The following is a 25,088-nucleotide window of genomic DNA, read 5'->3' as shown; positions in this document are numbered from 1 at the left end:
CCTGTGGAGTTGGTTTTGGTATTCAATACTACACAAAAAGTATATTATACCGAAACAAAATCAACTTTCAAGACCTTTGGAACGGAAAATAATGCTACCTTTGCAGTTGAAAAAGAAAACAAATCATATACTGTGGATATAGAACAAAAAAGCAAAATAAACCAACTGCTGCTTTCCGCCACTCCCAAAGGATTGTTATTCTCCGAATGGCTGAAAAGGAACGGTTATTCCGACCAGTTGATAAAAAGATACCGGGAATCCGGCTGGCTTGAGATGCTGTCAAAGGGAGTCATGTACCGAACGGGAGACAGCCTGTCGGCATACGCCGCATTGTCCTGCTACAACAGGCAATTGGGCAAGACGTTCCGTGTCGCAGCTCATTCTGCATTGGAACTGTTCGGCTTCAACCACTATGTGCCTATGGGGAAACCGTTGCTGATGGTGGCACACGGCAAACAGCGTGTTCCGGAATGGATACGCCACGATGTTTTCGACAGGGTGATAAAACCGTTTTCCACCGATACCTTTTCAGAACCGCAGACCGCAACGATTGTGAAATACGAAGTGGATCTGCTGGTTTCTACACCTGAACAGGCATTCTTGGAATGTCTGTTGCTTGCACCGCAACAATATTCCTATATGGACTTGTTCTATATGATGGAACAACTGACAACGCTGCGTCCCGAAATGCTACAGCAACTGCTCGAAACGACCAAGAACCTTAAAGTAAAGCGTATGTTCCTTTATATGGCAGAAAAAGCGGGACACTATTGGTTCGAGGCACTTGATACATCCAAAATAGGACTGGGAACCTCCAAATTGCAACTGTCAAAAAACGGGATTTATATCTCCAAATACAAAATAACCGTACCTAAAGAACTGAACGAATATGAATGACATCTATAAAAAACAGGTGGCATTGTTGATACGCATTATGCCGTCCGTGTACCGCATCAAAGATTTTGCTGTGCATGGAGGTACGGCTATCAACCTGTTTCATAAAAACATGCCTCGCTATTCAGTCGATATAGACCTCACCTATATTCCCGTAAAGGAAAGGGCCGAGAGTCTGGACGCAATCAACAACCATCTGCGAACTTTGAAAAGCTACATAGAAAAATCCATACCGGGCATAAAAGTGATCCACAAGCATGATGTCTGGAAATTACAATGTACTTTGGACGGTGCGACCGTCAAAATCGAAGTGAACGGGACAAAGCGGGGTATCATCGGAGAGACAGAGGACAGGAAACTGTGCGAACGGGCTGAAACGGAGTTCAATATGACCTGTAAAGCACGTACAGTTTCTTATTCGCAGCTTTACGGGGGCAAAATTGCAGCGGCATTAAGCCGCCAACACCCACGGGACCTGTTCGATTGCAAGTATATGGAAATGGCGTCGTTTCATGATGTCAAGAACGGCTTCATGCTTTGCCTGTTGGGGAGCGACAAGCCTGTCATCGAATCTTTGCAGCCGAACGCCATCGACCAGACGGAAGCACTGGAAAAGCAGTTTGAGGGAATGTCCGATACTCCATTCACTTATTCGGATTATGAAGAGGCAAGGCATAACCTCATTCAGCAGGTAAACGACAGCCTGACCGAAACAGACCGGGAATTTCTTCTGTCATTTGAAAACGGCGAACCCGATTGGGAAAAATGCTGTGCCGGAGATTTAAGCCGCTATCCGTCCGTAAAATGGAAATTACAGAACATTGCCAAGCTGAAAAAGAGCAATCCTCAAAAGCACAAGGCGGGATTGGAAAAGCTACAGACCTTCTTATTTCCGAAGAAGGGATAAGTTTTTATGGGCATCATGCCGGACAGATTGGTGTTAACGGAAAAACAATATTTGGAATCATGTACAATATGCGAGAAATAAAAGAGGAAGACTTTGAAGCGGTGGCAAAATTTGAAATTGAAATTTCTGAAATCTCATTCGGAGAAAAGGCTATTACTGACCTCGAGTTCCACTGCAAGAAATTAGCCAAAGCAAAAGACCGACGCGGAATGATCGTGATAGAAGACACGGAATCCGGTAAAATTGTGGGCTGGGTATGGATGGAGAAAAAGCAGAACAGCCTGACCGGAGAGGTTTATGCCAACTTCAAGTCCATTTATGCGGATGAGTGCATTCGAGGAATGCAAATTGTAGACGACCTGTTTGAAAAAAGCATAGAATATGCGAGAGAGTGCAAGGCGGCTTATATTGTCGGCAAGGTTCATGCCGGGAACGTACCGATGCGCTCTTTGTATAAAAAGCATTGCTTCGAGCCAACCCATGTAACGATGGAAAGGAAATTGTTATGATAACGTCCGGCATACAAAGTTTTGCTCTCTCGCATGGCGAACAATACAAACACGGAAGAACAAGCCTGCGTGACTTGTCAGGTAAACTGCCTTTCGTGGCAAACGGGTGTACCATGCTGTTATGCGTTGAAGGCCGGGCTGTCGTAACCACCAATACACGAAAACGGACATTCCGCAAAGGTGATTTGCTTGTGTTGTTTTCGGACACCTTATTTGCACCGCTGTGTGTTTCTCCTTCATTCACGGCAGAATATATATCCTTGTCATTGGAACTGACAGGGGAGATTTTCTACAAAATGACTTCCCCCGCATTTTGGGACGGACTGTATGAATATCCGGTCTGCCGACTTTCGGAAGCACAATACTCATTGGCAGACGGAGTGTTCAAGCAGATGATATGGGCGATGGAGAACGGTGATGAAGAAAGCCGGAAAAACATCCTGCAAAATTGCATTTACAATGTTTTTCTGGCTTTAGATATTGTGTTCAAGCCGATGTTTCCCGACTTGGGCAAGTGTTATCAAAAGGATCAGTCAAGGGTGCTGTTCGGCAAGTTCATGTCACTGCTGGCTAAGAATTTCCATGTAAAAAGAGATGTACGATATTATGCGGACAGGCTTTGCATCACGACCGATTACCTTTATAAGATAACCTGCAAAATAGAACAGCGGACTCCGAAGGAAATCATTGACCTGTTTGTCGTAACGGAACTCAAACGCTATTTGGACAACACAGAACAGTCCGTCAAAGACCTGGCCCGTCTGTTCCATTTCGAAGACGCGTCGTACCTTTGCCGCTTTTTCCGCCGCACGGCAGGCTGTTCCGTTTCCGAATACCGCAACAGGCTTAGCCGCTCATAGGCTCCCCGTATCAAATCGCTGTATTCCACTTTCGCACATCCGAGCCGCTCCTGCAAATAGTCGAAAGCAGTCCACGGACGGACATTGGTGCCGCATGTGAACAAATCGACAGCGGCATAACCACACTCCGGCCACGTGTGTATGGTCAAGTGGGATTCTTGGATGACCACCACACCGCTCACACCCACTGGGGCGTATTTGTGAAAGTTTTCCTGTACTATGGTCGCTCCGGCACTTACTGCCGCTTCGTGCATGAATGTGCGAATCTGTTCCACATCGTCCAGTTTTTCCGGGTCGCAGTTGTAGAAGTCTGCAAGGATGTGATGCCCTAAGGGAAGGTATTGCTTTTTATCCGTATTCCCGTTTTTGTGCAGTCTGTCGAAAACCGTAGCTCCGCATACATTGCAGCCTTGTTTTTTCAACTCCCTGATGGTCTGATATTCCGCCTCTTTCCCCACGGCATAGACTTTGCCGCATTGCCGGCAGCGGTAACGGTTTTGCCGGAGATTGCGGTCTGCGGTGTAGATGTCATCGCGCCCTCGTTTTTCGAGAGGAAACAAGGCGCGTGTACGTTCTGTCGTTTCCAGGACAAAGAGCTGTCCTTTGTTGCCCAAAAGAGATGCGCCCATGTATTCATTGAACCGGGTGAACATCTCTTTGATGGCCAGTCCGTGCAGTTGGAAACATTTTTGCAGAAAGTAAACCTCCGTTGCCGACTTGTTCCCGAACGAGAAAAAGATTCTCAATCCGGACTCTTCTTTCAGTACGCTAATGGCACGTGACAGGAACAAGGAAGCTCCCTCTTGCGTATAAGGCGGATCGGTGAACAGGCAGTCGAAACGCCCGCACAAATGCGGAGGCAGAGGCATCCTCAAATCCACCCGTTCACAACTTATCGGCAGGGCGAACCGTCCGGCCAGCCGCTCCAGACACTCGATATAACGACCGTCCATCTCAAGTACATGGATGTGTGTCGGGCAGATGCTTGGACCGGGATAAAGTTCTTTCAGCAGAAACCCGATGGCAAGGCTGACAAAATCATCATCGCCCATGCATACGATTTGTCTGCCTGTCAATGTGCCGTTTGCCAAGCAGAGCAAAGCCCTGCGGAATGCTGTCTGTACGGTACATTGGGCTTGGTCCAGTGCTACATCCGCTACGGGGCGTTCGTCGAATGCCGCACGGTATTTTTTACTCAGCGCGTCAGCGTATGCGTCCCTTGCCTGTTCGCTTTCCGCCAGTCGGCGATACAGGCAGAGGTCAATCCCCTTGAATCCAAGAGCTTGTTCCACATACTCCTTTCCGTTATGAGTAAGCCCTACGCCTCCGCTGCATTGTTCCAATATGCCCAGCCTGATACCTTCGTTCTTTATGGCGGTCACGATAGGTACCGGCAAGAGTAATTTTTGAGAGAGGGCTTTGTTGGAAAGTGGCGCAAAACAATACAGCTCCTGAAAATAAAGTTCAATAATCCGTCGGCTATCCTTAATTGATACTGTCTTAAATATTTTGTCGATATAATCCATTTATTACATATCGTTGATTTACAGGCTGCAAAAATAGAACAACATCATTAAGTAATAGAGAGCAAAATCCTGCTGATATGGGTACTTTTCAATACAAAGGCAGATAGGTTGGATATATGGCCAGACGGCTCAGGACTTCATCCAAACAAAAACCGGTATAGGCGGCTCAATGAACGTACAGGAAGCGGAGGAGTTTAAGACCTCGAAGTTCTTCTGCAAAACGGATTTCGACATGAAGGAAATCAAGAAGGGGGAAGCGGCGTATGTACCGTTACTGAAGTTCCACACGTTCAAGTCGAGGGAGGAACAGGAACGCATTCTTTATCGGAATTTCGTGAATGTGGGAATGGAGGTAAAAGAAATGATAAAGGACGTGCTGAACAAACGGGAAACTAAATAGAAAGCCAGATTCCGATATGAGGGAACTAAAAAACGCCTGCAATGATTCCGTGATTATTGCGGACGTTTCGGCGTTTCCTATCTATTGTGAAAATCTTATAGTTCAAAATCAGCTTCTTGCGGCCCTACATAAAAGAAGGGAAATCAGGTGTTTTTTATATAACGGGTACATTTACCAGTCCCCCTTTTTTTGTATAATACCTGCATCTTCCGTTTTGGAGATAAACTCCCGAACCTGTTTTTCGGACAGTATATCTGCGAATATTTCCTTGAGGACAGCCCGGTTGATACAACCATTTTTACGGAAACAACAATAAAATCCTTTCAGTCTTTTACCGCAGTTTCGACGGGAGTTTATGAAAATAAAGTCGTATCTTTGCACTCTCTATCAAACAGATAAATCCATGTGAACAAAGGGTTGAACGGACATATCGCCATGCTTTCGACACAAATTATTTGTGGTTTGAATGTACCTGTCGGTAAATCGCTCCTGGCAGAGTGGATGACACCGATTGGGCTTGCCTCCTCTCGTGTTTTATTCGCCACGCTGATATTTTGGACGATCGGGCTTGTTTTCAGGAGAGAAAAGGTCAATGCCAAAGACTTGATGGTGATTGCTTTGGGCGGTATTTCCGGTGTTGCTTGTACTTATCTTTCCTTTGCGTGGGGACTTAATTATACGACACCAGTTCACTTCGCACTTATTGTCGCCTTAAATCCAATCGTAGTTATGCTCTTTTCCGTATTGTTTTTAAAAGAAGCTATCAACCGGCGGAAGTTGACAGGTGTTCTGTTGGGAATTGCAGGAGCATGGGTCTTGATTTCACAAATGGATATTGCCGCATCCGTTGAAAATCATATACTTGGCATTGTTTTCGCCATCGTCAATACAGTTATGCTCGGATTTTATCTGATTATCATCCGAAGAGTGGCGATAAAATACTCTCCTGTCACACTTCAAAAATGGATGTTCCTATTTGCAGCATTGTCCATGCTGCCGTTCAGTATAAATGAATTGTACGTGCAACCGCTTTATCAGTCCGCGTTCTGTTGGCAACCATTACTCCAGCTTGTATTCGTATTGTTGCTGGCAACTGTTCTCAACAATCTGCTATATCCCGTCGCTCTCAAGGGGATACAGCCCACCACTGCCAGCATTTACATCAACCTACAGCCTATTATAGCTTCTGTCGTTGCCATTTTAATCGGGCAGGACATTTTTAGCTGGGATGAACCGGTTTCGGCCATACTTGTCATATCCGGTGTTTTACTGGTCAGTCATTCACAAAATAAAAAATAAAGCTAATTTGCGGTTCTGTATTCATTGGGCGTACACCCGGCCATTTTCTTGAACCAACGGCTGAAGTGTTGCGGATATGGAAATCCAAGTTCATAGGATATTTCACTTATGGACTTCGCCGTATTGAATACCCGCTCTTTAGCGACATCGAGCATTTTCTGCTGGATGTGTTTCAGGGCAGGCATTCCCGTTTCTTTTTTCATCAGGTCACTGAAATAATTCGGGGAAAGACAAAGTTTGTATGCACAATATTGCACAGTCGGCATCCCTCCATGCCTTGCAGGGGCATCAGAGGCGAAATACTCATCCAGAAGGTCCTCGAAACGCGCTAACAGGTCGTGATTGGCATTGTCGCGGGTGATGAACTGACGGTCGTAGAAGCGGATGCAATAATCAAGCAGCAGCTTGATGTTATCCACGATGAGCGAACGGCTGTGCTTGTCGATAGGATACTGCAGCTCAATGCGAATTTTTTCCATACATTCTATAACCGTCCGTCTTTCTTGTTTGGAAAGGTGCAGGGCTTCGTTGGCATTGTAAGAAAAATATGAATAATCTTTCATTATATGCGCCAATGGTGTACCTCGCAGAAATTCGGGATGAAATGCAACAACCCATCCTTCGGGCTGGTGCAGCTGCCCGTCATCTTCAGATCCCATTACCTGACCGGGGGCGAGGAAAAGCATCGTCCCCTGCTGATAATCGTATATACTTTTTCCATATTTAAGATTTCCACAGTTCGCATCTTTCAATAGAATAGCATAGATGTTATACAGTTTTTTCCCGAACCGGAGAGGCTTCCCTTTACTGCCTTCAATAACGCTGACCAACGGGTGCAGGGTCTCCACGCCAAAATAGTCGTTGTACTGCTGGACTGTATCAACCTTCATTATTTCACTCATAATTTCCTCTTTTTTAAGTCATTGCAAATATAGCTATTTTTCTGTGATAGCTTTTCATTCTGCTTTTAATTAAAAGCAAAGATACGGATTCCCGATGGTACGGCATATACCGAAATCATCGTTTTGGATACCAATTTTACTGGTATACCGGCATCGTTCTTACCGGCCCGTTGAAATTGGTAATTCTATCCGTGAAATTGATACACAGGCTCTTAATTCCCCTATCTAATTTTGCAATCAGAAAGATAATCAAACAGATAACGACATGAAAAAAGAACAGATTCAAGAGAACGGCATCAGTCGTCGCGGGTTCCTGAAACGAACCGCATTGGCAGGCGCGGCCATCTGCATCGCGCCGGCATTGGAGAAAGTAACGGCCGCGGAAAAAGCCATTACAGGTAAATCGTCAGTATCGGCAGCAACCATTCCAGCAGGAATGGCAGCAGTCCGCGCACAGCGTACCTTGAGCAGCGGCAAGGCAGCCTTTACCATTTCGGCGATGGGCTTCGGCTGCATGGGGCTGAACCATCACCGCAGCCAGTCTCCCGATGAAAAGACCTGCATCCGGTTGATTCACGAAGCGATAGAACGGGGTGTAACCTTATTCGATACGGCTGAAAGCTATGGCTACCACAAGAATGAAAAACTGGTAGGCGAAGCCCTGAAAGGCTATACCGACCGCGTGTTCGTCTCTTCCAAATTCGGGCACAAGTTCGTGAACGGCGTGCAGGTGAAGACCGAAGAGGACAGCACCCCGACAAACATCCGGCGCGTATGCGAGAACTCCCTGCGCAATCTCGGCGTGGAGACGCTCGGCATATTCTACCAGCATCGCGTCGACCCTGCGACGCCCATCGAGGTCGTAGCCGAAACATGCGGCGAGCTTATCCGGGAGGGAAAGATACTGCACTGGGGCATGTGCGAGGTCAATGCTGAAACCATCCGCCGGGCGCACAAGGTATGTCCGGTTACGGCCATACAGAGCGAGTATCACTTCATGCACCGCGCGGTGGAAGAAAACGGCGTGCTGGCGCTTTGCGAGGAACTGGGTATCGGTTTCGTGCCGTACAGCCCGCTGAACCGTGGTTTCCTCGGCGGCATGATAAACGAGTACACCCGGTTCGACACCGCCAACGACAACCGCCAGACGCTTCCGCGTTTCCAGCCCGAAGCCATCCGTGCCAACACGCGTATCGTGGAGGTACTGAACGCTTTCGGACGGACGAGAGGCATTACCACGGCGCAGGTGGCATTGGCATGGCTGCTGAACAGGAGGCCTTTTATCGTTCCTATTCCCGGCACGACCAAGCTCTCGCACCTCGAAGAGAACCTGCGGGCCTGCGACATAGTGTTCACGTCGGAAGAAGTGACCGAGCTGGAAAAGGCCGTGGCCGCAATTCCGGTCGTGGGAAGCCGCTATGACGCTTTGCAGGAATCGAAAATCCAGAAATAGGAAGGGCGTATGAGAAAGGTTGTCTTTTATATGATGGCCGCCGCCTTGCTGTCGGGTTGCAACGCACGCAACGGGAATATCATGCAAATCGAGGAACAGGGCAGTTTCGCCGTGGGCGGCACGGTGCTCACCGATTCACTGGGGCGCACCTATCACGGCGACCACGCCTACGTGTTCTATCAGAAACCCGTCGATGCCCGGAAATACCCGCTTGTCTTCGCCCACGGCGTGGGGCAGTTTTCCAAGACATGGGAAACTACGCCGGACGGCCGCGAGGGGTTCCAGAATATTTTCCTGCGCCGCGGTTTCCAGACTTATCTCGTCGACCAGCCCCGCCGGGGAAACGCGGGGCGGAGCACGACACCCGCAACCGTTACCCCCGTCTTCGACGAGGAGACGTGGTTCAACCGTTTCCGCGTGGGCATCTGGCCCGATTATTTCGAGGGCGTGCAGTTCAGCCGCGACAAGGAGGCTCTGAACCAGTATTTCCGTCAGATGACGCCAACTCTCGGCCCTCCCGATCTGGATGTCTACGCCAAGGCGTATGCCGCACTGTTCGACAGGATAGGTCCGGCTGTCTTCGTCACCCATTCGCAGGGCGGAGGTGTCGGATGGCTTACACTGCCGCAGACAAGGAACATCCGTGCCATCGTCGCCTACGAGCCGGGAACAAACGTGCCTTTTCCCGAAGGGCAGATGCCGGAGGAAGGGAAAGTACTAACCCTGTCGAAGAAGACCGAAGGCGTGGAAGTGCCGATGGAAGAATTTCTGCAGTTCACGAAAATCCCTATCATCATCTACTATGGCGACAATCTGCCGGAAACCGACGAACGGCCGGAACTGTACGAATGGACACGACGCCTGCATCTGATGCGCAAATGGGCTGCCTTGCTCAACGAACACGGCGGCGATGTCACGGTCATTCATCTGCCGGAGATAGGTTTGAAGGGCAACACCCATTTTCCCTTCTCCGATTTGAACAACGTGGAGGTGGCCGATCACCTGTCGAGATGGTTACATGAGAAAGGACTGGATTGAGAAGGCGGAGTCATGGACGAAGGAACTTTCTGAAAATGGCGGGAATAGCCGGCGGAACGATGACTGAAAACGACTATTGAGTTAATCGAACAACCTTTAACAATTTTCATATGATACCATTATTTATCGGAGGCATCGGTATGCAGGAAGTGCTGCTGATTGCATTAGTCGTCCTGCTGTTCTTCGGAGGACGCAAAATTCCCGAACTGATGAAAGGCATCGGCAAAGGTGTCCGTTCATTCAAGGAAGGTATGAACGGCATGGAGAAAGAAATCAGTCCCGAAAATACCGACAAGAAAGAGGAGTGACATGGCAAAGGAAGACAAAACGGACGGCTTGAGCTTTTGGGAGCACTTGGACGTGCTGCGGACGGCGATTGTTAAAATCGTCGCCGTGGCCGTCGTGTTCGGTATCGCCGCCTTTTGTTTTAAGGAAAAACTTTTTGCCGTTATCCTTGCCCCGAAAAACGACGGCTTCATCACGTACCGTCTTTTCAACCGGATTGCAGCATGGGCCGGCGGCGAGACCGGGAGTTTTGCCGTGCAGCTCATCAACACGGGACTGGCCGGGCAGTTCGTCATCCACATGAAGACGGCATTATGCGCGGGTGTCCTGTGCGCGTCGCCCTATATCCTTTACCAGTTGTTCCGGTTCGTGTCGCCTGCCCTGTATGCCTGCGAGCGGAAATATGCCGTGCGGATAGTCGGAGGCGGCTATGCAATGTTCCTGATGGGTGTGGCGGTCAGCTACTTTCTTATTTTCCCGCTGACATTCCGTTTCCTTGGAACCTATCAGGTCAGCGGTGAAGTGGAGAACATGATCGTCTTGCAATCCTACATTTCGACCCTCGTGCTGATGTGCCTGACAATGGGTATCGTGTTCGAGATTCCGATTTTATCATGGCTGTTTGCCAAATTGGGGTTTCTCACCGCCGATTTCATGCGACGTTACCGGAAGCACGCTATAGTGATTATCCTTATCGTTGCGGCTGTCATCACGCCGACTTCGGACGTGTTCACGTTGTCATTGGTCACATTGCCGATGTGGGTTTTATATGAAGCGAGCATTCTGGTCGTAAATAGAGCTGCAAGTAAAAAGGCAGTAGACAGATAAAGAAACGACATCTTGAAGTGAAAAACAATCTGCCGGCCAAAAGATAAAACAAACCTTTTTACAATAAGAGGTAAGGTACTGTAACACGTAGGTAATCCGTTTTATAAACGGCAGGTTTTTATTCGTTTCTGCATTATACATAGAAAAGCCGTACCCTGCTCGTTTTCCGAAAGGCACGGCTTTCATCCCCTAAAAAGAGGAATCAGACAGTGACAACAGTTACATATAAATTCTGTCGCTCCTGTTCGCAGAATTTATCGTACTCGGCTTTGTCCGTGCCGCTCTCGATAGCCCGGTCGATAACGTCTCCCAACTCGTCGAAACAAACCTCTTCGTTCACACATTCCACCTCCATTCCTTTCACAAGATAGACCTCGTAATAATCCGATCCGTTGAGTGCGACGATGACGTACCCTGCGTGCAGCCGTCCGTTCACCTTAATGCGGAGTGCCGGCAAATCCCTGTATAGGGTGGCGGCAAACTCTTTGATACCCCACGACATGAGGACGGTCATGGGGGTTAACGCTACTAACTGTTCCTTAATGGTCTGTGCGACCTGCATTACATATTCTTTTTCCATAATTCTAAGTTTATAAATTATTATTCCATGATTTACTCGAACCAATCGGGGTTATCCTTTTTGAGTTCGGCTATCAACTCGTTTTCGGGAAGCTGAAGCGTTCTCTCGTCGGTAAAGAAGAAAATCTCGTCATAAATCCTTTCGGCTTCTTTACTGGCAAAACCTTCGTTCTCGTCATTGAAACTGCCGGGCTGCAAGGCATCGAGCAGGATTGTCGAACCGATAAGCAATTCTTCGCCATCGACAGATTCCACGATGCGGGAGTAATAAGACCTGCCGTTGAATTGAATCTTAGTTGTTTTCATATCGTCGTTTTTATATTAATGGTACATTTTTTCCGTGTTCATTGAGGTATTCCATGATATGCTTCGCTTCCTCGTGCGATGCCCGGTTCCGGTCATCGTAACGGCGTGTTTCGTCCGCCATGACCTTGATACACGCCTTAATCAGGCGGTACAGGCTTTGCTGAAGCGTCGGGTGCATGTCCGGGATTGCCGCCGCGAACCGTTCGGGGTTGAAACTGAAACTGTTTACCGCCATTTCCCAGTCTTTGGCGAGGCGGTATTCTTTGCTTTCTTTAATGTCCATATTCTTGAATTTTAATAGTTCTCGTTGCATATTCTGTCAAGTTCCTCAATTATGGGTGTCACCTTTTTGCCTGTAAGACTTTCTATGTCATACAGCAAGTGCTCCAAGCGTTCATACGCCTTTTCTCCCGCTTTTGTAAATTCTCCGGTACTGTCGAATGCGCTACCTTCGCAGCCCAGTTCTTGCAATAATTCTTCTAATGTCTTCATTTGTTAAATTTTAATAATTGTTTTTCTTTCCCTCTGTTCGGCTTCCTTGTTGCCGGAGCCGCTTCGGGTTTTATGGTGCTTTCCGGGGCTGGCGAAAAAGCCCTTTCCGACGTTTTTTCTTGCCAATTACGCTTCGCAGAAGGAAGAATTTGCAAGAAATGCACTTCAAAACGACGGAATCAGGCGCGACAGCCCATATTTGCACCGATAAAAACCGGTGCGGTGACGGACGGGAAAGCCAGACGGGAGAGAATACGGAGACCTGAAAGCGGTAGAAAAGGACGGCTGGAAGCTAAAAAAGAGAATTTATATATCTATATATGGATAATTGTTGTTATATTTGCATATAAATAGTGATATATTGACATTATGGAAACAACGAACTATACCACAAACAGCGATATGCTGACGCTTTTGGCGAAGCGGGTCAAGGAGTACCGTCTGGCCGCCCGCATGAGCCAGAAGGAGCTGGCCGAACAGTCGGGTGTAAGCCAGACGACTATCAGCCATTTCGAGCAGGGGGTCAGCCGTAACCTGACCTTGGCCAATTTCATCTCCCTGCTGCGTGCGCTCGGTCAGGCAGAGCGGCTCGCGGAGATTCTGCCGGAACTTCCCATGCCGCCGATGGCGCTTCGGGAAATCGAGAAACTGATACCTAAACGAGTTAGGAGGGGCAAGAAATGATAGAAAGTCTCGATGTAATCCTATGGGATAAAAAGGTCGGCACGCTTGTCGCCAATCGGGAAGGACACCGCAGCAAAGCCTGTTTCTACTTCGACAGCGATTATGTCCGCGACGGCTACGACATCGCCCCGCTCCGTGCGCCGGTAAAAGGGGTTGCCGCACAGCGCGGCCTGCCGGTCTATCCCGATGAAGAGCGGCTTTTCGGCGGCCTGCCCTCGTTCATAGCCGATTCGCTGCCCGACCATTGGGGAAACACCGTGTTCAACGAATGGGCCAAAGTGCATCATATCCGTATGAGGGACTTGTCCGCCCTCGACCGTCTCGCCTATATCGGACGGCGCGGCATGGGGGCATTGGAGTTCGTCCCGCCCACTGCCGAGGAACTGGAGACACCGTTCAAGGTGGAGATCGCTGACCTCTACCAACTGGCCCGGCAGGCTTTCGAGGAAGCCGGACGGTTCAACGTCCCGGTATCGGGCAACCTGATGGTCGAAAGCCTGTTCAAGGTAGGAACGTCCGCAGGAGGACGACGGCCCAAAGCGGTGGTCAACGTCAATTTCGGGGAAGGACAATGTTACTCCGGACAGGTGGCGACCCCTTATCCGGGCTACACGCCGATGATCGTCAAGTTCGACGAACACCAGAAGATGCCGACGACACGGATAGAATACAGTTATTACCTGATGGCCGTAGACGCCGGGCTTCAGATGATGCCGAGCCGCCTGTTGGAAGGTGAGCAGACAGCGCACTTCCTGACCGAGCGTTTCGACCGCCGGAACGGCAAGAAGGTGCATATCCAGACATTGGCTGCCATGAACCCCCCGGCAGATTCTTACGAAGCACTATTCGAGGCGGCCTGCCGTATCGGCGTGCCGCCGGGGGAACTCCGGCAACTGTTTCGCTTGATGGTGCTGAACGTGCTGGGCGGGAACGTCGATGACCATAACAAGAATTTCAGCTTCCTGATGGGCGATGACGGGCGTTGGCACGTTGCTCCGGCCTACGACTACACGTTCTCGGTCGATCCGGACGCACCGTATTACGTCAACCGCCACAGCATGACTATCAACAACCGGACAGAGGGTATTACTGCGGCAGACCTGCTGGAAGTAGCCCGCCGGTACGGTATAAAGGCCGCAGAGCCGTTCATAGAAAAGACCATAGGCATCGTTTCGCGTTACCCGGAATACGGCCGGGAGGCCGGTGTCGGAGAGGAATGGATAGGAACGATAGAAAAGGAAATCGCTGCACGAGTGGAGTGCGTGCGAGCCGATTAAAATAGAGCATGGGATTTCATGCAGGGGAAATGAACCCACCCGTTTTTGTGGCGGGTGGGTTTGTCGTTGTCATTCCGCCCCTTTCTTGCTTAGGAGGGTCAACTGGTCGGGACGGTCGGGAAACCAATAGGCGTCGCTGTCAAGATACACGCATCTGTCACCATTCCAAGGCTTCCTGAAAGCTAATACCTCTTGAGGGCCGAATACTACTCCATAATCGTTTGTAAATGCTACCATGTCGCCTACGGCCAAATCGTCCTCCGTTTCCATGACTTCGGAAAGGCGATTATAAAACTCCATGCCTTCGGCTTCACGTTCCGCTTTCCAGCGCAAAAAATCCTCTTTATGACTTCTGCCCGTGTTTATCGGCGATAATTCCGAAGGCAAAACCTCCGCTTCCGAAGTACCGGACGAAATCAGAATAATGCTGTCGTCTTCCATGTTTTCCGGTGCAGAAATCACTCGGTAAGCCCCATCGGACAAACCGTTGTCCGGGTCATGCCAATAAAGCAGATTCCCTGTCTTGATAAAATCGTATTTTCCCATTGTCTTGTGAATTATTGATTATTTATTTCCCTTTTTTCGATCCCTTTCCTTTGGAACCGCTTCGGGGTTTTACTGATGCAGTACACGGTCGTCGGCACAGCTTCATACGACGGCTCTTCTTGCCAATTACGCTTCGCTTGGGAAGGAAGAATTTGCAAGAAGTGCACTTCAAGCCGGAGAATCAAGCGCGACGACCGACTTTCGCATCGGATAAAACCCGTGCGGTGAGGGACGGGAAAGCCGGACGGGAGAAACAGGCGGCTCGTGCCGCTACAAAAGGGAAAGAATGCAATTATAAGAGGAAACGGGCGGTGGCGGGGTATCCGGGAGGCTGACTATAAAAGGACGAAGGCGGGCGATAAAGACAAAGGAGATAGCGCACTGACTGTGTTATCAGTACGCCATCTTGTACATTCAATCTTCGGAACCCGACACTTTCATTTTTGGGAACAATCCTTTTCAAAAGCATTCTTCTCCGAATGGCTCGATGTTCGCTTTTTGGAAAATTTGCGGGTTATGCTGATAAAGAAGCGGCAGGTTCAACATAGCCATAGGGTATTCCACGAAGCCGCTCCTGCGTTTGTAGCCGGAATCGGTCGCCAATCTGTTTTCTACCAAAAAGTCCAACGCATCCGGGTAATTGTTCACGTCGATAAAGGTACGGTCCGGCAAACCGAGCGCATCCATTTCCTCCAAATTGACGGAAAGTACGATATATTCGTCTTCATCTTCCACCATTACCAAGATAAGAGCCAACCAGCCATTGCGATAAAACCGTGGTACGAGGTAATACCGTTCGCCTCTGAACTCGTATTCTTTCTGTCTGAAAGAGCTGTCCGGCTCTACGATTTCAAATTCATCTTCACCTGCGGTAAAAGCAATCATAGGGTTGCTGGCATCTACATACGCTTCACCTGCTTTGTAGCACAAATACTCTCTGTTTTCGGAACGCACGATAGCAAATTGAATTTCCATAAAATCTTAACATTAATCAGTTGAACAATCTGTTTATTTTTTCCCTCCTTTCGGAAGCCTTCAGGCTTCTCCTGTCGGGATTTGATTTTTACGTGCATTAAAGATTGCCTTTCAGGGAGAAACAGGCAAGGAATTTGGGCAGAATTTTATAGTTGCGGTATTGAGCGTCCGCGAAATATGGACGATTGAAAATCGGGAAAGCTGCTGAAAAATTATGTTCAAATAGCGTAGCGGTACTTGAATGTTCCTCCAAGGCAATACCTTTGCACCGGAAAAAGCATGTCCCGACGGGCAGAGCCGTTGGCGAAGGGATTTCCGTACAAAAGGAAAACGAAGGGATAAAAAGGGAGATCTGCCAACGGCAGTGCTAAAAAAGACAGCCGCTCCTGCGGCTCTCTCTCTGTAGCGTTGCGCTATTTCTTCCCGGTCTTGCTATCCGGTTCGTCTTGCCGTTTTTTCGGGGTGAACAGTCCATTGAAACAGACCGTCGTGGCAAAAGTACGTGCCTGCGTGGCATTGCACAATCCCGCTCCGGGCATTGTCGCACCGTTGTAATGTTTGCAGTCCTTACATTTCATCATTACCTCTTTTGATTGGTTAGACAGTAGGACGGATTTCTCCGTCCTACTATTGAATTATGGTCAAGCTGCGACCTCTTCGGGTTGCGTATGTTCTTCGGGTTGTACCTCTGCCGTGGGTTGTGTATTTTCTGCCTCGGCGGCTTCTTCGGGCTTTGTCTGCCGTTCCTTTGCCAACAAGGCGGCTTTGCGTTCCTCGATACGTTTATGGCGTTTCTCATACACCTCATTATATCCACTTTCAATTTCGGCGAGCGTGTCGGGCATGTGCTTACGGGCAAAATCGAGCAAGAGGGTCGCAGCAGCGTTATTGCCGTATGCGCCTTTGAAGTTGTCTATCAAGAAATCCCTGCGGATAACGGCTTTCTGCTTGGCCGTGAGGTTGGCGATGATGTTCATTTTTTCTTCGTCCTCAAGGTGTTGGTAGGCTTTTTTCTCCCCGATACCGAATACCCCGAAGTGTTCCCTGCGGAGAGACGACAGCAGGAAGAAATATATCATCTTTTCCTCGTCCTGCGTGAATTTGCTTTCAGACGTATCAACGTCCAAAATCTGTTTCTTAGCGTCTGCAACGGTTTTCTCGACGGCTATTTCCTTGTTACGTTTGTCCTGCTGTTCCAATTTTTCCACCGGGGAAAGTTGTTTTTCGGTAGCCATGTCCGCATTGGCGGCAGCACTTGCCATGTAACACAGCGTAATTTCTTTCTGCCCGATGCAGATATAAAACGTGAGTTCGCCCGTATCGATTCGTTCATGAATTGACTTGCATTTTTCCATATAGTTGCTGAAATCCTGCTCGTACTCCTTGTATGCCGCCTCGTATTCCTCGGTAGTGTCGTATTCTTCCTTTTCGGGTGCTACCGGCGTTTCGGGGTATGCCGTGGCATAGGTATTGAGGTGCTCGACCTCGTACCCCATAGCGGTAAGGCGTTCCACCGCAAGCATGTTATTGTTGAAATCTTGGTAGCCCAATGATACGGAGGGGTATTGTTCCACAAACTGCAAGGCTTTCTCCACGAGATAGGAAGCGTTCATTTCGGCCAGACAACTCCGATTGGCGCAATTTCCGCAACCACCCTCGCAGAACAACATCATGTTGTTGGTATTGTGGGGGCATGAGGCGCATAGGGTCTTGTCGAATGCGTAACGGCTAAGGTCTGTCGTGAAATCCCGTTCGATAAACTTTGCCACCTCGGCGGCTTTCAGTCCTCGCCAACAGTCGTACAACATGCTGTCGCTGTCTTTCAAGTGTTTATAGTACACCTCTTTCTGAATATCCGTACCGTATCGGCAAATCTCACTCGCTACACTGATTGTGATTTCGTCCTTTTCCAGAAGTTCGGCGATTTCGGGTATCAATGATACGAATTTCAGACGGGTACGGATATAGTTCTCGTTTTTGCCGAACTGCACGGCCAATGACTGCACATCGTAGCGACCGCTTTCCATGAGCTTTTGGTAGGCGTTGGCTTCCTCTATGGGGGTAACGTCCTTGCGCTGCAGGTTCTCCGTCACGGCCATTTCGGCGGCGGTCTCGTCCGAAACATGCAAGATGACAGCCGGAATTTCGGTCAGTTCTGCCATAAGGGCGGCACGATACCTGCGCTCTCCGAAAATAATCTCGAAGCGGTCGGTGTCCACAATGGGGCGCACGCCGATAGGTTGCAATACTCCCTGCTGACGAATACTCTCGGCCAGTTCGGCAAGGCTCGCCTCGTCAAAGTGCTTGCGTGGGTTATAGTTGCTCGGTTGAATATTCATCAATGCAACTGATACGATGTTGTTCTCTACTACTGATTGAATGTTCGCTGTTTCCATAATTCATAAATTTTAATTTGTTATTACATTAGATTGTTTGATTACTATTGTCTTTATTGTGCGGTGTCATACTCGTATATTTCCGGATTGTCGTACCCGTCGAACACTATCCGAAACGTGTCAAAGTCCTTTCTGCCCGCCAGTCTGACGGTATCTCTTTTCCCGATGAAATAGGGTTCATTCATTGTCCGAAACGGTGCGCCGAGCGTTATCCTATCCACCAACGTACAAACTTTGCCGGGTTGTTCGGGCATGATATAACCCAGTGCGTACTCGTTGTAAACTACCAATTTGATTTTATCCATATCGCTGTCAATTTTACGTTGTTTTTTTCTTTCCCTCCTTTCGGTTCCTTTCTCTGCCTGAACCGCTTTGAGGTTTTACGGATGCGGTACACGGCTGTCGGTACAGCTTCATACGACGGCTTTTCCTGCCAATTACTCTTTCGCAGAAAGGAAGAATTTGCAGGAAATACACTTCAAGCCGCCGTATCAAGCGCGACAGCGGACCTTTGCATCTGATAAAACACAACGGTGACGGCAGAGAATGAAGCCGGGAAAGCGGTAAGGGAATCGGTAGAAAAGGGATATGCCCGTCAGGGTTAGAATAGGGATAAAACGGGCCATGTGCCTGTACTTGCGGGCAGGTAAAAAAGAGAAAGATGGTAAGACTATAAAGGAGGAATGCGCCCTATGGAAACAGCGGGCGGATAAAAAAGGACGCATGGCTGCCGTCTCCGGGGTGGGCAGACGCGGTAGCCATGCCTGTGTTTATTGTTCGTTCTTCTCCAGATACTCTTTCATTGCCTCGTTCACGATGTCTTTCAGCGACATGTTCTTCTTGATGGCGAGGAATTTCATACGGGTATGAATGCTTTTGTTGATGACGAAGTTGCAATGAACCGCCGTTTCTTTTTCCGTGGGGGCTGCTACCGGCTGTTTTCCGCCGGTAGTCTTTTTCGTAGGTGACAGCAACCCGTCCAGTCCGCCTTTCATGCTGTCTTTCAGTAAATCGCTCTTGCTCATATCGGGATTATTTTAATTTCAGTACCTCTTGCGCCAGTGCCATGTAGTCCTTGGCTCCGTTGCTGTTCCTGCTATACTCGAAGATGTTCTTGCCCTTTATGGGAGCTTCGGCCAAAGATACGTTATCCCGTATAACGGTCTTGAACACCTTTTCGCAGAATGAATCCTTGACGAGTTCGGCCACACTTTTGTTCAGTGTCTTGCGTTTGTCGAACTGGGTAATTACAATGCCACCAATAGCGAGTTTCGGATTCAGGCGTTCCTGGACGGTGGCAATCACATTCATGATCTTGGCCATGCCGCGCATGGCGAGGAATTGTGCCTGTACCGGGATAATCAGGTAGTCTGCGGCGGTAAGGGCGTTCAGCGTCAGCAACCCCAACGAGGGCGGACAGTCGATAAGGATATAATCGAATTTCCGGTTTTCGAGCAACTTGCCAATCAGGCCGTTCAATATCAGTTCCCGTCCCGGCTCGTTGATGAGTTCTGCCTCGGCAGCCGAGAGGTCGAGGCAGGACGGTACGACGGTTACACCTCCTGCCGTTTCAACTAATGGCAAGGGGTATTTGCCTTTCATCGCCCCGTACACCGTCTGTTCTTCCTCAATGGAGAGGCCGAAGGATTCCGTAAGGTTCGCCTGACCGTCCATGTCGATAGCCAGCACGCGCTTTTTCTTTTGCTGCAGGGCCGCAGCCAGATTGATGGTGGTGGTCGTCTTTCCGACCCCTCCCTTATGGTTCAAGACCGCAATTATTTTTGTCATCGTTTCACTCTTTTATTCCACTTGCAAAGTTAATACTATTTTTCGTAAATACTAAAATTAGTATATACTAATTCACTAAAAACTATTGTTTTAGCAGTGTAGTATTTTAGTATTTACTACTATACTAAAATAAAGTTTGACTAAGAGTAGTATATCCTACATTCGCAGACGAGTGGCTTACTAATCTACTACATATAGGATATACTACATTTAGTATTCGCTTATTTTCAAAGGTTTACTCTCTTATCAGAAAGGCAAATCCTCCTTTTCGTCCTGCGGGAAATCTGCAGGAGGAACGGGTGCGCCGTCTGCTCCGCTTACTGCATTGTCCTCTCCGGCTGCCGCGCCTTCCCGCCTTCCGGTATTGATAAAGGCAATACTCTCTGCCGTGATGGAGAGCTGTATCTGGCTCTCGCCGTTCTTGTCTTTCCACAGGGAAGATGACAGCGTGCCGTCAACAAGTATGAGTCTCCCTTTCGTCAGATATTCGGACAAGCGGATATGGTTGTCCTTGTTGCTGCGTACCCTTATCCAAGTGGTGATGTTTTGCCCCTTTGAATAATCGTCAACGGCTATGTCCATAGCCATGAATGAGCCGTGTGCTCCTGAAATTACTTGGCAATCTTTGCCGATGCGTCCGATAGTGTGAACATGTAACATAATAGAAAATTGTTTGTGGCAAGGTGGTTGGTCCTGCCGTTACCTAACTGTTTATTTTTTCCCTCTTTTCGGTTCCTTTCTCTGCCTGAACCGTTCCGGGATTTTATAGATGCGGTACCCGGCTGCCGGTACAGCTTCATACGACGGCTTTTCTTGCCAATTACTCTTCGTAGAAGGAAGAATTTGCAAGAAATACACTTCAAGCCGCCGGATCAAGCGCGGCAGCCTACCTTTGCATCTGAAAAATCGGACGGTGACGGCAGAGAGGAGACCGTAGAGGTTATACATATAATTGATATAAAGGGAAGAGGGCTTCGCCCAAGTATAAGAGCAGAGGAAAAGAGAGAGGTATAAAAGGAAACCGCCAACGGAGTTGCGGTAATTTACAAACGGGTATCGTGCCCTTCACCGACGATGTTGTCATAGGCACGATACCTTATCATAGCTTATTTTGTCAGAACCGGTATCTCAAAGGGAGGAATGCAGCAAATCGCCCATCCTTTGTTCTGGCAAAGTACAAAACCCTCTGACGATAGTATCTCCGTTTACGCCTTCAAGTCCGGCGAACATTTGTAATGCGTCAAACCCTCTGTCGAACTGTTCCATGATGACGGCGGGGGCAAAATGGATAATCCCGTGAGGGTAGCTTTTCGATGTGCCAATCCACCCGCGCAAATAATCATCGAAACAGCCTTCTGCTCTTGACGCATGGAACTCTTGTGAATGGGAACTGCAAATGGTTTTACCGTAGATTTCGTCTCCTAAAATTAAAGTTCCCGTTTGCGGATTGTACATAAAACGCCGATTGGTTATTTGAAGAATATCTATGATTTCCCATTTGACATTGATAACCATCAGGATTTTTTCAACCTGCCTTTTCATGCGTTTGCCTGTTTTACAATTTTTCTTGTCCATCACTTGTCTTTTATGCCGTGAAACATCTGCTTTTTTACCCTTTTTTCGATTCTTCTCTCTGTCTGAACCGTTCCGGGATTTTACAGATGCGGAACACGGCTGCCGACAGGGCTTCATACGGTGGGTTTCCCGGCCAATTACGCTTTCATGGAAAGGAAGAATTTGCGGGGAATGCACTTCAAGCCGCCGGATCAAGCATGGCAGCCGACCTTTGCATCTGGCAAACCGGACGATACCGGCAGAGAGGAGACCGGAACAGACCGGTAAATATGATGGTAAAAAGGGAGTACGGCTTTGCCTGTATAAATGCAGGGGAAGCGAAGTAGAAAAGGGTCCGGCTTGGGCGGGTCAGGCAAGGGTCTGCCGGGGCAAACATGAAAGGGATTCTCCTTATCCGCTCCACGCCTGAATTTCGACCGGGCGGAATGAAAGCGCGGAGCGAATAAGAAGTATCACCGTTTGCCCTTGACGTGGCAGGTCACAAGGGAAAGATACGGAACAGAGGCGGAAAGTCCGAAACCAGCGGCATAAAGACCGGTCGGGCTGTGGAATACCGTGTTGTTTCGACAGGTCGAAGCTCCGGCATGGAACGGCACGATCCGGGCTGCCGCCGGTTTTGAACGGCCTCCCGTACCTTTCCCTGACGACTTGTTACGGCACAGACTTTCCACTGGTTCACGGGGTTGGGAAAGCCGGCGTATAATAGGGAAACAGCCTGAAGGTAAAAAAGGAGTAATCGTACTATAAAAGGTATCGGTTGCCCCGCAATCCGTCCGGAGGGCTTTCGCCCATCGGACAGACCACAGAGGTTATCGGCTTATAGTTTGGGCTTGTTCTTCGGGAGAATGGGGCAAGAAAGTATTATTCTGTAAAATGGCCCCAGCTCGGTCTTTACCGGGTCTTTCGATACCAAGAATGTTGCGCTCTCCTTGACCTTCGCTATATCCAAAATGGTCTTACAGATGTACTTATTCCTCAAACGTGTTCCTCCCCTGTTGAACTGCAGCGGAAAACCTCGCTTGTCAGTGGTTTTGTGCAGAAACCACTCTTTCGGGTTGTTTTCATCACAGCCAAACTCCAGTCGGTCGTTCATTGTGATATTCATTTCTTTTGCCAATTTGGTGGATAGATACATGTTGCCGGTAACGCTGTTGAACCTTATGCTTCTTTTACCTACACGGTTTTCTCTTGTCCGGCAATTCTCGACGTTGTAAATTACAAATTTCATTTTCTTGAATTATTTACGGGTTATACAAATTACATGCTTACGTGGGCGTACCTTTTGGAAAATCCTTCGTGATTGCGGATAGTGTCGGTTATATCGCTTATTCTCCGGTGTATCGCACTTGCGGAAATGCCTGCATAGGCGGAAAGGTGTCTGTATGAACATTTCGCCTCGTACTCTTTCAGTCTGAAAAGCTCGTAGTCCGTTTGGGGATATTTCTTCTTCACAAACAGCAGTATGTCATACACCAGCTTGTCGGAAGCTGCCAGCACCTCGACGGACGGTGTTTCTTCTTCCTGCATGAGCAAAAAGAAATGTTCGTTGTCGGGGAAACAGTAACAACTATCCTTGTGAATACATTTCAGTCTGCACTTTTTGTACACGCCGAAAAAATAAGGCTCGAAGCTCTCGACAGGTATTTCCGAAATCACGACTTCCCGTTTCATCGCCAAATAGGCGTCGTGAAAGGCGTCCTCGTGCAGGTAACGTCCGAATATGTTACGCAATCTCTGATAGTTGTAAACGAACCAGTTGTCAAAAAGCGAATTTTTTTTCATGTTTCAATTTGTTTTTAAGTTTTTTTTATTTCCCTCCGGTTCGAGCGATTACCGGAAAGTTCGATTCTTTTTTCTGCCTCGTCTTTGCATCACGGGGTTTGCAGCAAGGATTCCATGAAAAATACTCTTGGAATGGAATGAGAAGGAAGATTTTTCATCAGGAAAATCGAAGATGGGCCTTGAGGCAAAGTTTTGAGATGCAATCAACTTTGCGGAAAAAAGTGTCGGGCTTTACGGTCGTCGGTTCGTGATAGCATCTCAATCTACAAAGGGGGGGGAAGCGAAAGCCTGCCTATAAAAGACAAGGTGTGTGGTATAAAAGGAGTGGCTGGAGGTACAAGGGGAAGATTCCGTTACAACCGGGTATGGCCGTGGCAGACCGGAAGGTGAAAAAATCCCCTGTCCGGTGTTGTAACCGAACAGAGGGAAAAGGTTAAATCTATGAATTATGGTCATGCCGCTTTGTCGGTGGCCTCGTGTTCGGAAAGGGCGGACTGCGTGCGTTCCGCCTCTTTCATGCTTTCGTCGATCCGATGCTGTAAAGCGTTGCACTCCTGTTTGAGCCTTGCCAACTCGTCCGCCTTGCTCCACTTGCGGGCGATGATTCCCTGCAAAGCGGGTATCTCGCTCTCCAGCTTGGCTATCTTCTGCCGTTGTTCCTCAATCATGCCGGGCAGCTTGGCGAGGGCGGCTTGCGGGTATCGGGAGGATTCCACGAAGCCCAGAGGCAATGCTCCCGATATGCCACAACGGTATTTCAGTCCGCTTACGCCCTCGACGAGGAACGTGTTGCGGTAGAATGTACCGCCCATGTCATACTCGCTGTACACCGACAGGTTCAATCCGGCATACGTGCCTATCGTACCGATTGCCCCGTTGCGGTAGGTCTTGGAAATGCGGTGCAGCTCCCGTCCGGTCTCTTCCGCCGTGGCTTGTGCGAGGTTCAACAGCCGGGTCGTCCGGTCTCCGGTGTAAGAGGTGATATATTCCCAGTCCTGCGTCATGCGTGCCGCCGCACTCTCGGCCTTTGTCATGTCTTCCCGGTTGGCCGCAATCTTACGCTCGGCCCTGATACGGTCTTTCTTGAAAATGGCCTGTTCCTTTTCGAGCTGCATAATCTTGTTGTCGAGCTTCGTTTTCTCCAACAGGTCGGTATTTCCCGACAGGAGAGCCACGAACTCGGCGAAATTCATGCCGTTATCCTCGTCCATAGCGTCCTCGTCGATACGGCGCACAGCAATCGTACCGTTGTTAATTTGGTTGATGAACATTTGCTTGGTTTTCAACAGGTTAAATTTGTAAGCGTCGAGCGTCTTTTCCGTTCCGTAAATCACCACGTCCACGGTATTGTTTCCCCAGAGCTTAACGGTGTTGCCTTTGCGTACCGCACGACCGTTGCGCTGCTCCATGTCGGCGGGGCGATCGGGTAGGTCAAGGGCATTACTGCCCTCTTCCCCCCTCAGAACCGTACGTGAGGGTTTCCCCTCATACGGCTCAAGCTTTTCAAAGTCTCTGTTCGTGTGCAGAGACCGGCTCATCCTACTTCTTGTTTCCATTGTTTTTACGGGATAATTTGAAACATTCATCATGAACCAACAGATTGCATTTCCGTCCGTCTTGTACGGTCGGCATTACATTCCATGCCTTATGCGTGTCAATCGGTTCACCACATATCGGACATTTCCGACCTTGCTTTTCCCATAGGTAAAGCAGGGATTTACGTCCTTTCAGCGTCACAAGCATCTTTGACTTCATTCTTTTATTGAAGTACAGGCGGCAGTCTGCGT

At 48.7% G+C, this 25,088-nt stretch carries 32 protein-coding genes and 3 pseudogenes; 16 read left to right on the top strand and 19 right to left on the bottom strand.

Going from position 1 to position 25,088, the window contains the following annotated elements:
• Nucleotides 1-132 precede the first annotated feature (132 nt).
• The 4 genes and pseudogenes from AB5062_RS00985 to AB5062_RS00970 form a co-directional block, all read left to right on the top strand.
• A complete protein-coding gene (locus tag AB5062_RS00985) occupies nt 133-897 on the top strand; it encodes a type IV toxin-antitoxin system AbiEi family antitoxin (RefSeq protein WP_032571833.1) in 765 nt (254 codons plus the stop codon).
• Complete coding sequence (locus AB5062_RS00980; protein ID WP_007569286.1) at nt 890-1,801, top strand: nucleotidyl transferase AbiEii/AbiGii toxin family protein; 912 nt, start codon at nt 890-892, stop codon at nt 1,799-1,801. Before AB5062_RS00985 ends, AB5062_RS00980 begins: the two co-directional genes overlap by 8 nt.
• The gene (locus AB5062_RS00975) at nt 1,699-2,310 is read left to right on the top strand and encodes a GNAT family N-acetyltransferase (RefSeq protein ID WP_225719309.1); all 612 of its coding nucleotides are present in this window, start codon (nt 1,699-1,701) and stop codon (nt 2,308-2,310) included. Before AB5062_RS00980 ends, AB5062_RS00975 begins: the two co-directional genes overlap by 103 nt.
• Nucleotides 2,307-3,101 (top strand): annotated as a pseudogene (locus tag AB5062_RS00970) (AraC family transcriptional regulator); the annotation flags it as partial. The gene AB5062_RS00975 and the pseudogene AB5062_RS00970, both read left to right, overlap by 4 nt.
• Here AB5062_RS00970 and speD read toward each other — a convergent pair.
• A complete protein-coding gene (speD, locus tag AB5062_RS00965; protein WP_007569294.1) occupies nt 3,029-4,696 on the bottom strand; it encodes an adenosylmethionine decarboxylase in 1,668 nt (555 codons plus the stop codon). The pseudogene AB5062_RS00970 and the gene speD sit on opposite strands and share 73 nt — an antisense overlap.
• A 106-nt stretch (nt 4,697-4,802) precedes the next feature.
• On the opposite strand from speD, the pseudogene AB5062_RS00960 reads away from it, so the two are divergent.
• Nucleotides 4,803-5,096, top strand: a pseudogene (locus tag AB5062_RS00960) (type IV secretory system conjugative DNA transfer family protein); the annotation flags it as partial.
• A gap of 405 nt (nt 5,097-5,501) precedes the next feature.
• Nucleotides 5,502-6,395, top strand: coding sequence for a DMT family transporter (locus AB5062_RS00955; RefSeq protein WP_007569300.1), 894 nt, complete (start codon nt 5,502-5,504; stop codon nt 6,393-6,395).
• Nucleotides 6,396-6,397: 2 nt separating this feature from the next.
• On the opposite strand, the gene AB5062_RS00950 is transcribed toward AB5062_RS00955, so the two are convergent.
• A complete protein-coding gene (locus tag AB5062_RS00950) occupies nt 6,398-7,297 on the bottom strand; it encodes an AraC family transcriptional regulator (RefSeq protein WP_007569301.1) in 900 nt (299 codons plus the stop codon).
• Nucleotides 7,298-7,562: 265 nt separating this feature from the next.
• On the opposite strand from AB5062_RS00950, the gene AB5062_RS00945 reads away from it, so the two are divergent.
• Genes AB5062_RS00945 through tatC form a run of 5 tightly spaced genes read left to right on the top strand, consistent with a single transcriptional unit; the run spans nt 7,563 to nt 10,901 of the window.
• Entirely contained in the window at nt 7,563-8,750 is a 1,188-nt protein-coding gene (locus AB5062_RS00945) for an aldo/keto reductase (protein WP_007569302.1), read from the top strand.
• 9 nt (nt 8,751-8,759) lie between these two features.
• On the top strand, nt 8,760-9,788 hold the full coding sequence (locus tag AB5062_RS00940; protein ID WP_007569304.1) for an alpha/beta fold hydrolase: 1,029 nt from the start codon (nt 8,760-8,762) through the stop codon (nt 9,786-9,788).
• The gene (locus AB5062_RS00935) at nt 9,785-9,868 is read left to right on the top strand and encodes a twin-arginine translocation signal domain-containing protein (RefSeq protein ID WP_080783879.1); all 84 of its coding nucleotides are present in this window, start codon (nt 9,785-9,787) and stop codon (nt 9,866-9,868) included. Before AB5062_RS00940 ends, AB5062_RS00935 begins: the two co-directional genes overlap by 4 nt.
• A gap of 30 nt (nt 9,869-9,898) precedes the next feature.
• Nucleotides 9,899-10,096 carry a twin-arginine translocase TatA/TatE family subunit gene (gene tatA, locus AB5062_RS00930; protein ID WP_007569305.1) on the top strand — a complete coding sequence of 66 codons (198 nt, stop codon included), beginning with the start codon at nt 9,899-9,901 and terminating at the stop codon, nt 10,094-10,096.
• A 1-nt stretch (nt 10,097) separates the two neighbouring features.
• Nucleotides 10,098-10,901, top strand: a complete 804-nt coding sequence (gene tatC, locus AB5062_RS00925) for a twin-arginine translocase subunit TatC (protein ID WP_007569307.1) — start codon at nt 10,098-10,100, stop codon at nt 10,899-10,901.
• A 202-nt stretch (nt 10,902-11,103) separates the two neighbouring features.
• Here tatC and AB5062_RS00920 read toward each other — a convergent pair whose 3' ends face one another.
• From AB5062_RS00920 to AB5062_RS00905, 4 genes are read right to left on the bottom strand one after another with little or no spacing between them, the layout of a single operon-like run.
• Nucleotides 11,104-11,481, bottom strand: a complete 378-nt coding sequence (locus AB5062_RS00920; RefSeq protein ID WP_007569310.1) for a hypothetical protein — start codon at nt 11,479-11,481, stop codon at nt 11,104-11,106.
• A gap of 32 nt (nt 11,482-11,513) precedes the next feature.
• Nucleotides 11,514-11,786, bottom strand: coding sequence for a hypothetical protein (locus AB5062_RS00915; RefSeq protein WP_007569311.1), 273 nt, complete (start codon nt 11,784-11,786; stop codon nt 11,514-11,516).
• A 10-nt stretch (nt 11,787-11,796) separates the two neighbouring features.
• A complete protein-coding gene (locus tag AB5062_RS00910; RefSeq protein ID WP_171059051.1) occupies nt 11,797-12,069 on the bottom strand; it encodes a hypothetical protein in 273 nt (90 codons plus the stop codon).
• Nucleotides 12,070-12,080: 11 nt separating this feature from the next.
• Nucleotides 12,081-12,278, bottom strand: coding sequence for a hypothetical protein (locus AB5062_RS00905; protein ID WP_007569317.1), 198 nt, complete (start codon nt 12,276-12,278; stop codon nt 12,081-12,083).
• A gap of 369 nt (nt 12,279-12,647) precedes the next feature.
• On the opposite strand from AB5062_RS00905, the gene AB5062_RS00900 reads away from it, so the two are divergent.
• Nucleotides 12,648-12,962, top strand: a complete 315-nt coding sequence (locus AB5062_RS00900; RefSeq protein ID WP_007569322.1) for a helix-turn-helix domain-containing protein — start codon at nt 12,648-12,650, stop codon at nt 12,960-12,962.
• Nucleotides 12,959-14,239, top strand: coding sequence for a type II toxin-antitoxin system HipA family toxin (locus AB5062_RS00895; protein WP_007569324.1), 1,281 nt, complete (start codon nt 12,959-12,961; stop codon nt 14,237-14,239). Before AB5062_RS00900 ends, AB5062_RS00895 begins: the two co-directional genes overlap by 4 nt.
• Before the next feature lie 69 nt (nt 14,240-14,308).
• Here AB5062_RS00895 and AB5062_RS00890 read toward each other — a convergent pair whose 3' ends face one another.
• Nucleotides 14,309-14,785 carry a hypothetical protein gene (locus tag AB5062_RS00890; RefSeq protein WP_007569325.1) on the bottom strand — a complete coding sequence of 159 codons (477 nt, stop codon included), beginning with the start codon at nt 14,783-14,785 and terminating at the stop codon, nt 14,309-14,311.
• A 137-nt stretch (nt 14,786-14,922) separates the two neighbouring features.
• On the opposite strand from AB5062_RS00890, the gene AB5062_RS00885 reads away from it, so the two are divergent.
• Nucleotides 14,923-15,120, top strand: coding sequence for a hypothetical protein (locus AB5062_RS00885; RefSeq protein WP_154396197.1), 198 nt, complete (start codon nt 14,923-14,925; stop codon nt 15,118-15,120).
• Nucleotides 15,121-15,244: 124 nt separating this feature from the next.
• Here AB5062_RS00885 and AB5062_RS00880 read toward each other — a convergent pair whose 3' ends face one another.
• The 8 genes from AB5062_RS00880 to AB5062_RS00845 form a co-directional block, all read right to left on the bottom strand.
• Nucleotides 15,245-15,760, bottom strand: coding sequence for a DUF4313 domain-containing protein (locus AB5062_RS00880; protein ID WP_007569328.1), 516 nt, complete (start codon nt 15,758-15,760; stop codon nt 15,245-15,247).
• Between the two features lie 413 nt (nt 15,761-16,173).
• Complete coding sequence (locus AB5062_RS00875) at nt 16,174-16,341, bottom strand: hypothetical protein (protein ID WP_007569330.1); 168 nt, start codon at nt 16,339-16,341, stop codon at nt 16,174-16,176.
• Nucleotides 16,342-16,401: 60 nt separating this feature from the next.
• Complete coding sequence (locus tag AB5062_RS00870; RefSeq protein WP_007569332.1) at nt 16,402-18,156, bottom strand: ParB/RepB/Spo0J family partition protein; 1,755 nt, start codon at nt 18,154-18,156, stop codon at nt 16,402-16,404.
• A gap of 53 nt (nt 18,157-18,209) precedes the next feature.
• The gene (locus AB5062_RS00865) at nt 18,210-18,461 is read right to left on the bottom strand and encodes a hypothetical protein (protein WP_007569334.1); all 252 of its coding nucleotides are present in this window, start codon (nt 18,459-18,461) and stop codon (nt 18,210-18,212) included.
• Nucleotides 18,462-18,926: 465 nt separating this feature from the next.
• Nucleotides 18,927-19,181, bottom strand: coding sequence for a plasmid partition protein ParG (locus AB5062_RS00860; RefSeq protein ID WP_007569339.1), 255 nt, complete (start codon nt 19,179-19,181; stop codon nt 18,927-18,929).
• Between the two features lie 7 nt (nt 19,182-19,188).
• Complete coding sequence (locus tag AB5062_RS00855; RefSeq protein ID WP_007569340.1) at nt 19,189-19,944, bottom strand: ParA family protein; 756 nt, start codon at nt 19,942-19,944, stop codon at nt 19,189-19,191.
• Between the two features lie 246 nt (nt 19,945-20,190).
• Nucleotides 20,191-20,604 (bottom strand): single-stranded DNA-binding protein, encoded by a 414-nt coding sequence (locus AB5062_RS00850; RefSeq protein WP_007569341.1) that lies wholly within the window; start codon nt 20,602-20,604, stop codon nt 20,191-20,193.
• Between the two features lie 468 nt (nt 20,605-21,072).
• A complete protein-coding gene (locus AB5062_RS00845; protein ID WP_007569346.1) occupies nt 21,073-21,519 on the bottom strand; it encodes a hypothetical protein in 447 nt (148 codons plus the stop codon).
• Between the two features lie 17 nt (nt 21,520-21,536).
• Between AB5062_RS00845 and AB5062_RS00840 the strand changes: the two genes are divergently transcribed.
• Both AB5062_RS00840 and AB5062_RS00835 read left to right on the top strand, forming a co-directional pair.
• The gene (locus tag AB5062_RS00840; RefSeq protein ID WP_171059048.1) at nt 21,537-21,845 is read left to right on the top strand and encodes a hypothetical protein; all 309 of its coding nucleotides are present in this window, start codon (nt 21,537-21,539) and stop codon (nt 21,843-21,845) included.
• Between the two features lie 232 nt (nt 21,846-22,077).
• Nucleotides 22,078-22,266: a hypothetical protein gene (locus tag AB5062_RS00835; protein ID WP_165860086.1), complete on the top strand. Its 189-nt coding sequence runs from the start codon at nt 22,078-22,080 to the stop codon at nt 22,264-22,266.
• A gap of 70 nt (nt 22,267-22,336) precedes the next feature.
• On the opposite strand, the gene AB5062_RS00830 is transcribed toward AB5062_RS00835, so the two are convergent.
• The 4 genes and pseudogenes from AB5062_RS00830 to AB5062_RS00815 all read right to left on the bottom strand — a co-directional run.
• Nucleotides 22,337-22,747, bottom strand: a complete 411-nt coding sequence (locus AB5062_RS00830) for a hypothetical protein (protein ID WP_007569349.1) — start codon at nt 22,745-22,747, stop codon at nt 22,337-22,339.
• A gap of 29 nt (nt 22,748-22,776) precedes the next feature.
• Nucleotides 22,777-23,301, bottom strand: a complete 525-nt coding sequence (locus AB5062_RS00825; protein WP_007569350.1) for a hypothetical protein — start codon at nt 23,299-23,301, stop codon at nt 22,777-22,779.
• A gap of 452 nt (nt 23,302-23,753) precedes the next feature.
• The gene (locus AB5062_RS00820; protein WP_118364388.1) at nt 23,754-24,857 is read right to left on the bottom strand and encodes a DNA methylase; all 1,104 of its coding nucleotides are present in this window, start codon (nt 24,855-24,857) and stop codon (nt 23,754-23,756) included.
• Nucleotides 24,841-25,088 (bottom strand): annotated as a pseudogene (locus AB5062_RS00815) (group II intron reverse transcriptase/maturase); the annotation flags it as partial. The pseudogene AB5062_RS00815 and the gene AB5062_RS00820, both read right to left, overlap by 17 nt.

The organism is Phocaeicola sp. RTP21359st1_B8_RTP21360_211022 (genome assembly GCF_040911965.1).
GTDB lineage: Bacteria > Bacteroidota > Bacteroidia > Bacteroidales > Bacteroidaceae > Phocaeicola > Phocaeicola vulgatus.
This window is presented reverse-complemented; position numbering and strand designations above follow the sequence as displayed.

Bases quoted from the DNA above. Each gene is read 5' to 3' on its own strand.
- AB5062_RS00980 (WP_007569286.1), top strand. From the start codon at position 890: ATGAATGACATCTATAAAAAACAGGTGGCATTGTTGATACGCATTATG.
- AB5062_RS00975 (WP_225719309.1), top strand. From the start codon at position 1,699: ATGGAAATTACAGAACATTGCCAAGCTGAAAAAGAGCAATCCTCAAAA.
- speD (WP_007569294.1), bottom strand. From the start codon at position 4,696: ATGGATTATATCGACAAAATATTTAAGACAGTATCAATTAAGGATAGC.
- AB5062_RS00950 (WP_007569301.1), bottom strand. From the start codon at position 7,297: ATGAGTGAAATAATGAAGGTTGATACAGTCCAGCAGTACAACGACTAT.
- AB5062_RS00945 (WP_007569302.1), top strand. From the start codon at position 7,563: ATGAAAAAAGAACAGATTCAAGAGAACGGCATCAGTCGTCGCGGGTTC.
- AB5062_RS00940 (WP_007569304.1), top strand. From the start codon at position 8,760: ATGAGAAAGGTTGTCTTTTATATGATGGCCGCCGCCTTGCTGTCGGGT.
- tatA (WP_007569305.1), top strand. From the start codon at position 9,899: ATGATACCATTATTTATCGGAGGCATCGGTATGCAGGAAGTGCTGCTG.
- tatC (WP_007569307.1), top strand. From the start codon at position 10,098: ATGGCAAAGGAAGACAAAACGGACGGCTTGAGCTTTTGGGAGCACTTG.
- AB5062_RS00920 (WP_007569310.1), bottom strand. From the start codon at position 11,481: ATGGAAAAAGAATATGTAATGCAGGTCGCACAGACCATTAAGGAACAG.
- AB5062_RS00915 (WP_007569311.1), bottom strand. From the start codon at position 11,786: ATGAAAACAACTAAGATTCAATTCAACGGCAGGTCTTATTACTCCCGC.
- AB5062_RS00910 (WP_171059051.1), bottom strand. From the start codon at position 12,069: ATGGACATTAAAGAAAGCAAAGAATACCGCCTCGCCAAAGACTGGGAA.
- AB5062_RS00905 (WP_007569317.1), bottom strand. From the start codon at position 12,278: ATGAAGACATTAGAAGAATTATTGCAAGAACTGGGCTGCGAAGGTAGC.
- AB5062_RS00900 (WP_007569322.1), top strand. From the start codon at position 12,648: ATGGAAACAACGAACTATACCACAAACAGCGATATGCTGACGCTTTTG.
- AB5062_RS00895 (WP_007569324.1), top strand. From the start codon at position 12,959: ATGATAGAAAGTCTCGATGTAATCCTATGGGATAAAAAGGTCGGCACG.
- AB5062_RS00890 (WP_007569325.1), bottom strand. From the start codon at position 14,785: ATGGGAAAATACGATTTTATCAAGACAGGGAATCTGCTTTATTGGCAT.
- AB5062_RS00880 (WP_007569328.1), bottom strand. From the start codon at position 15,760: ATGGAAATTCAATTTGCTATCGTGCGTTCCGAAAACAGAGAGTATTTG.
- AB5062_RS00875 (WP_007569330.1), bottom strand. From the start codon at position 16,341: ATGATGAAATGTAAGGACTGCAAACATTACAACGGTGCGACAATGCCC.
- AB5062_RS00870 (WP_007569332.1), bottom strand. From the start codon at position 18,156: ATGGAAACAGCGAACATTCAATCAGTAGTAGAGAACAACATCGTATCA.
- AB5062_RS00865 (WP_007569334.1), bottom strand. From the start codon at position 18,461: ATGGATAAAATCAAATTGGTAGTTTACAACGAGTACGCACTGGGTTAT.
- AB5062_RS00860 (WP_007569339.1), bottom strand. From the start codon at position 19,181: ATGAGCAAGAGCGATTTACTGAAAGACAGCATGAAAGGCGGACTGGAC.
- AB5062_RS00855 (WP_007569340.1), bottom strand. From the start codon at position 19,944: ATGACAAAAATAATTGCGGTCTTGAACCATAAGGGAGGGGTCGGAAAG.
- AB5062_RS00850 (WP_007569341.1), bottom strand. From the start codon at position 20,604: ATGTTACATGTTCACACTATCGGACGCATCGGCAAAGATTGCCAAGTA.
- AB5062_RS00845 (WP_007569346.1), bottom strand. From the start codon at position 21,519: ATGGACAAGAAAAATTGTAAAACAGGCAAACGCATGAAAAGGCAGGTT.
- AB5062_RS00830 (WP_007569349.1), bottom strand. From the start codon at position 22,747: ATGAAATTTGTAATTTACAACGTCGAGAATTGCCGGACAAGAGAAAAC.
- AB5062_RS00825 (WP_007569350.1), bottom strand. From the start codon at position 23,301: ATGAAAAAAAATTCGCTTTTTGACAACTGGTTCGTTTACAACTATCAG.
- AB5062_RS00820 (WP_118364388.1), bottom strand. From the start codon at position 24,857: ATGGAAACAAGAAGTAGGATGAGCCGGTCTCTGCACACGAACAGAGAC.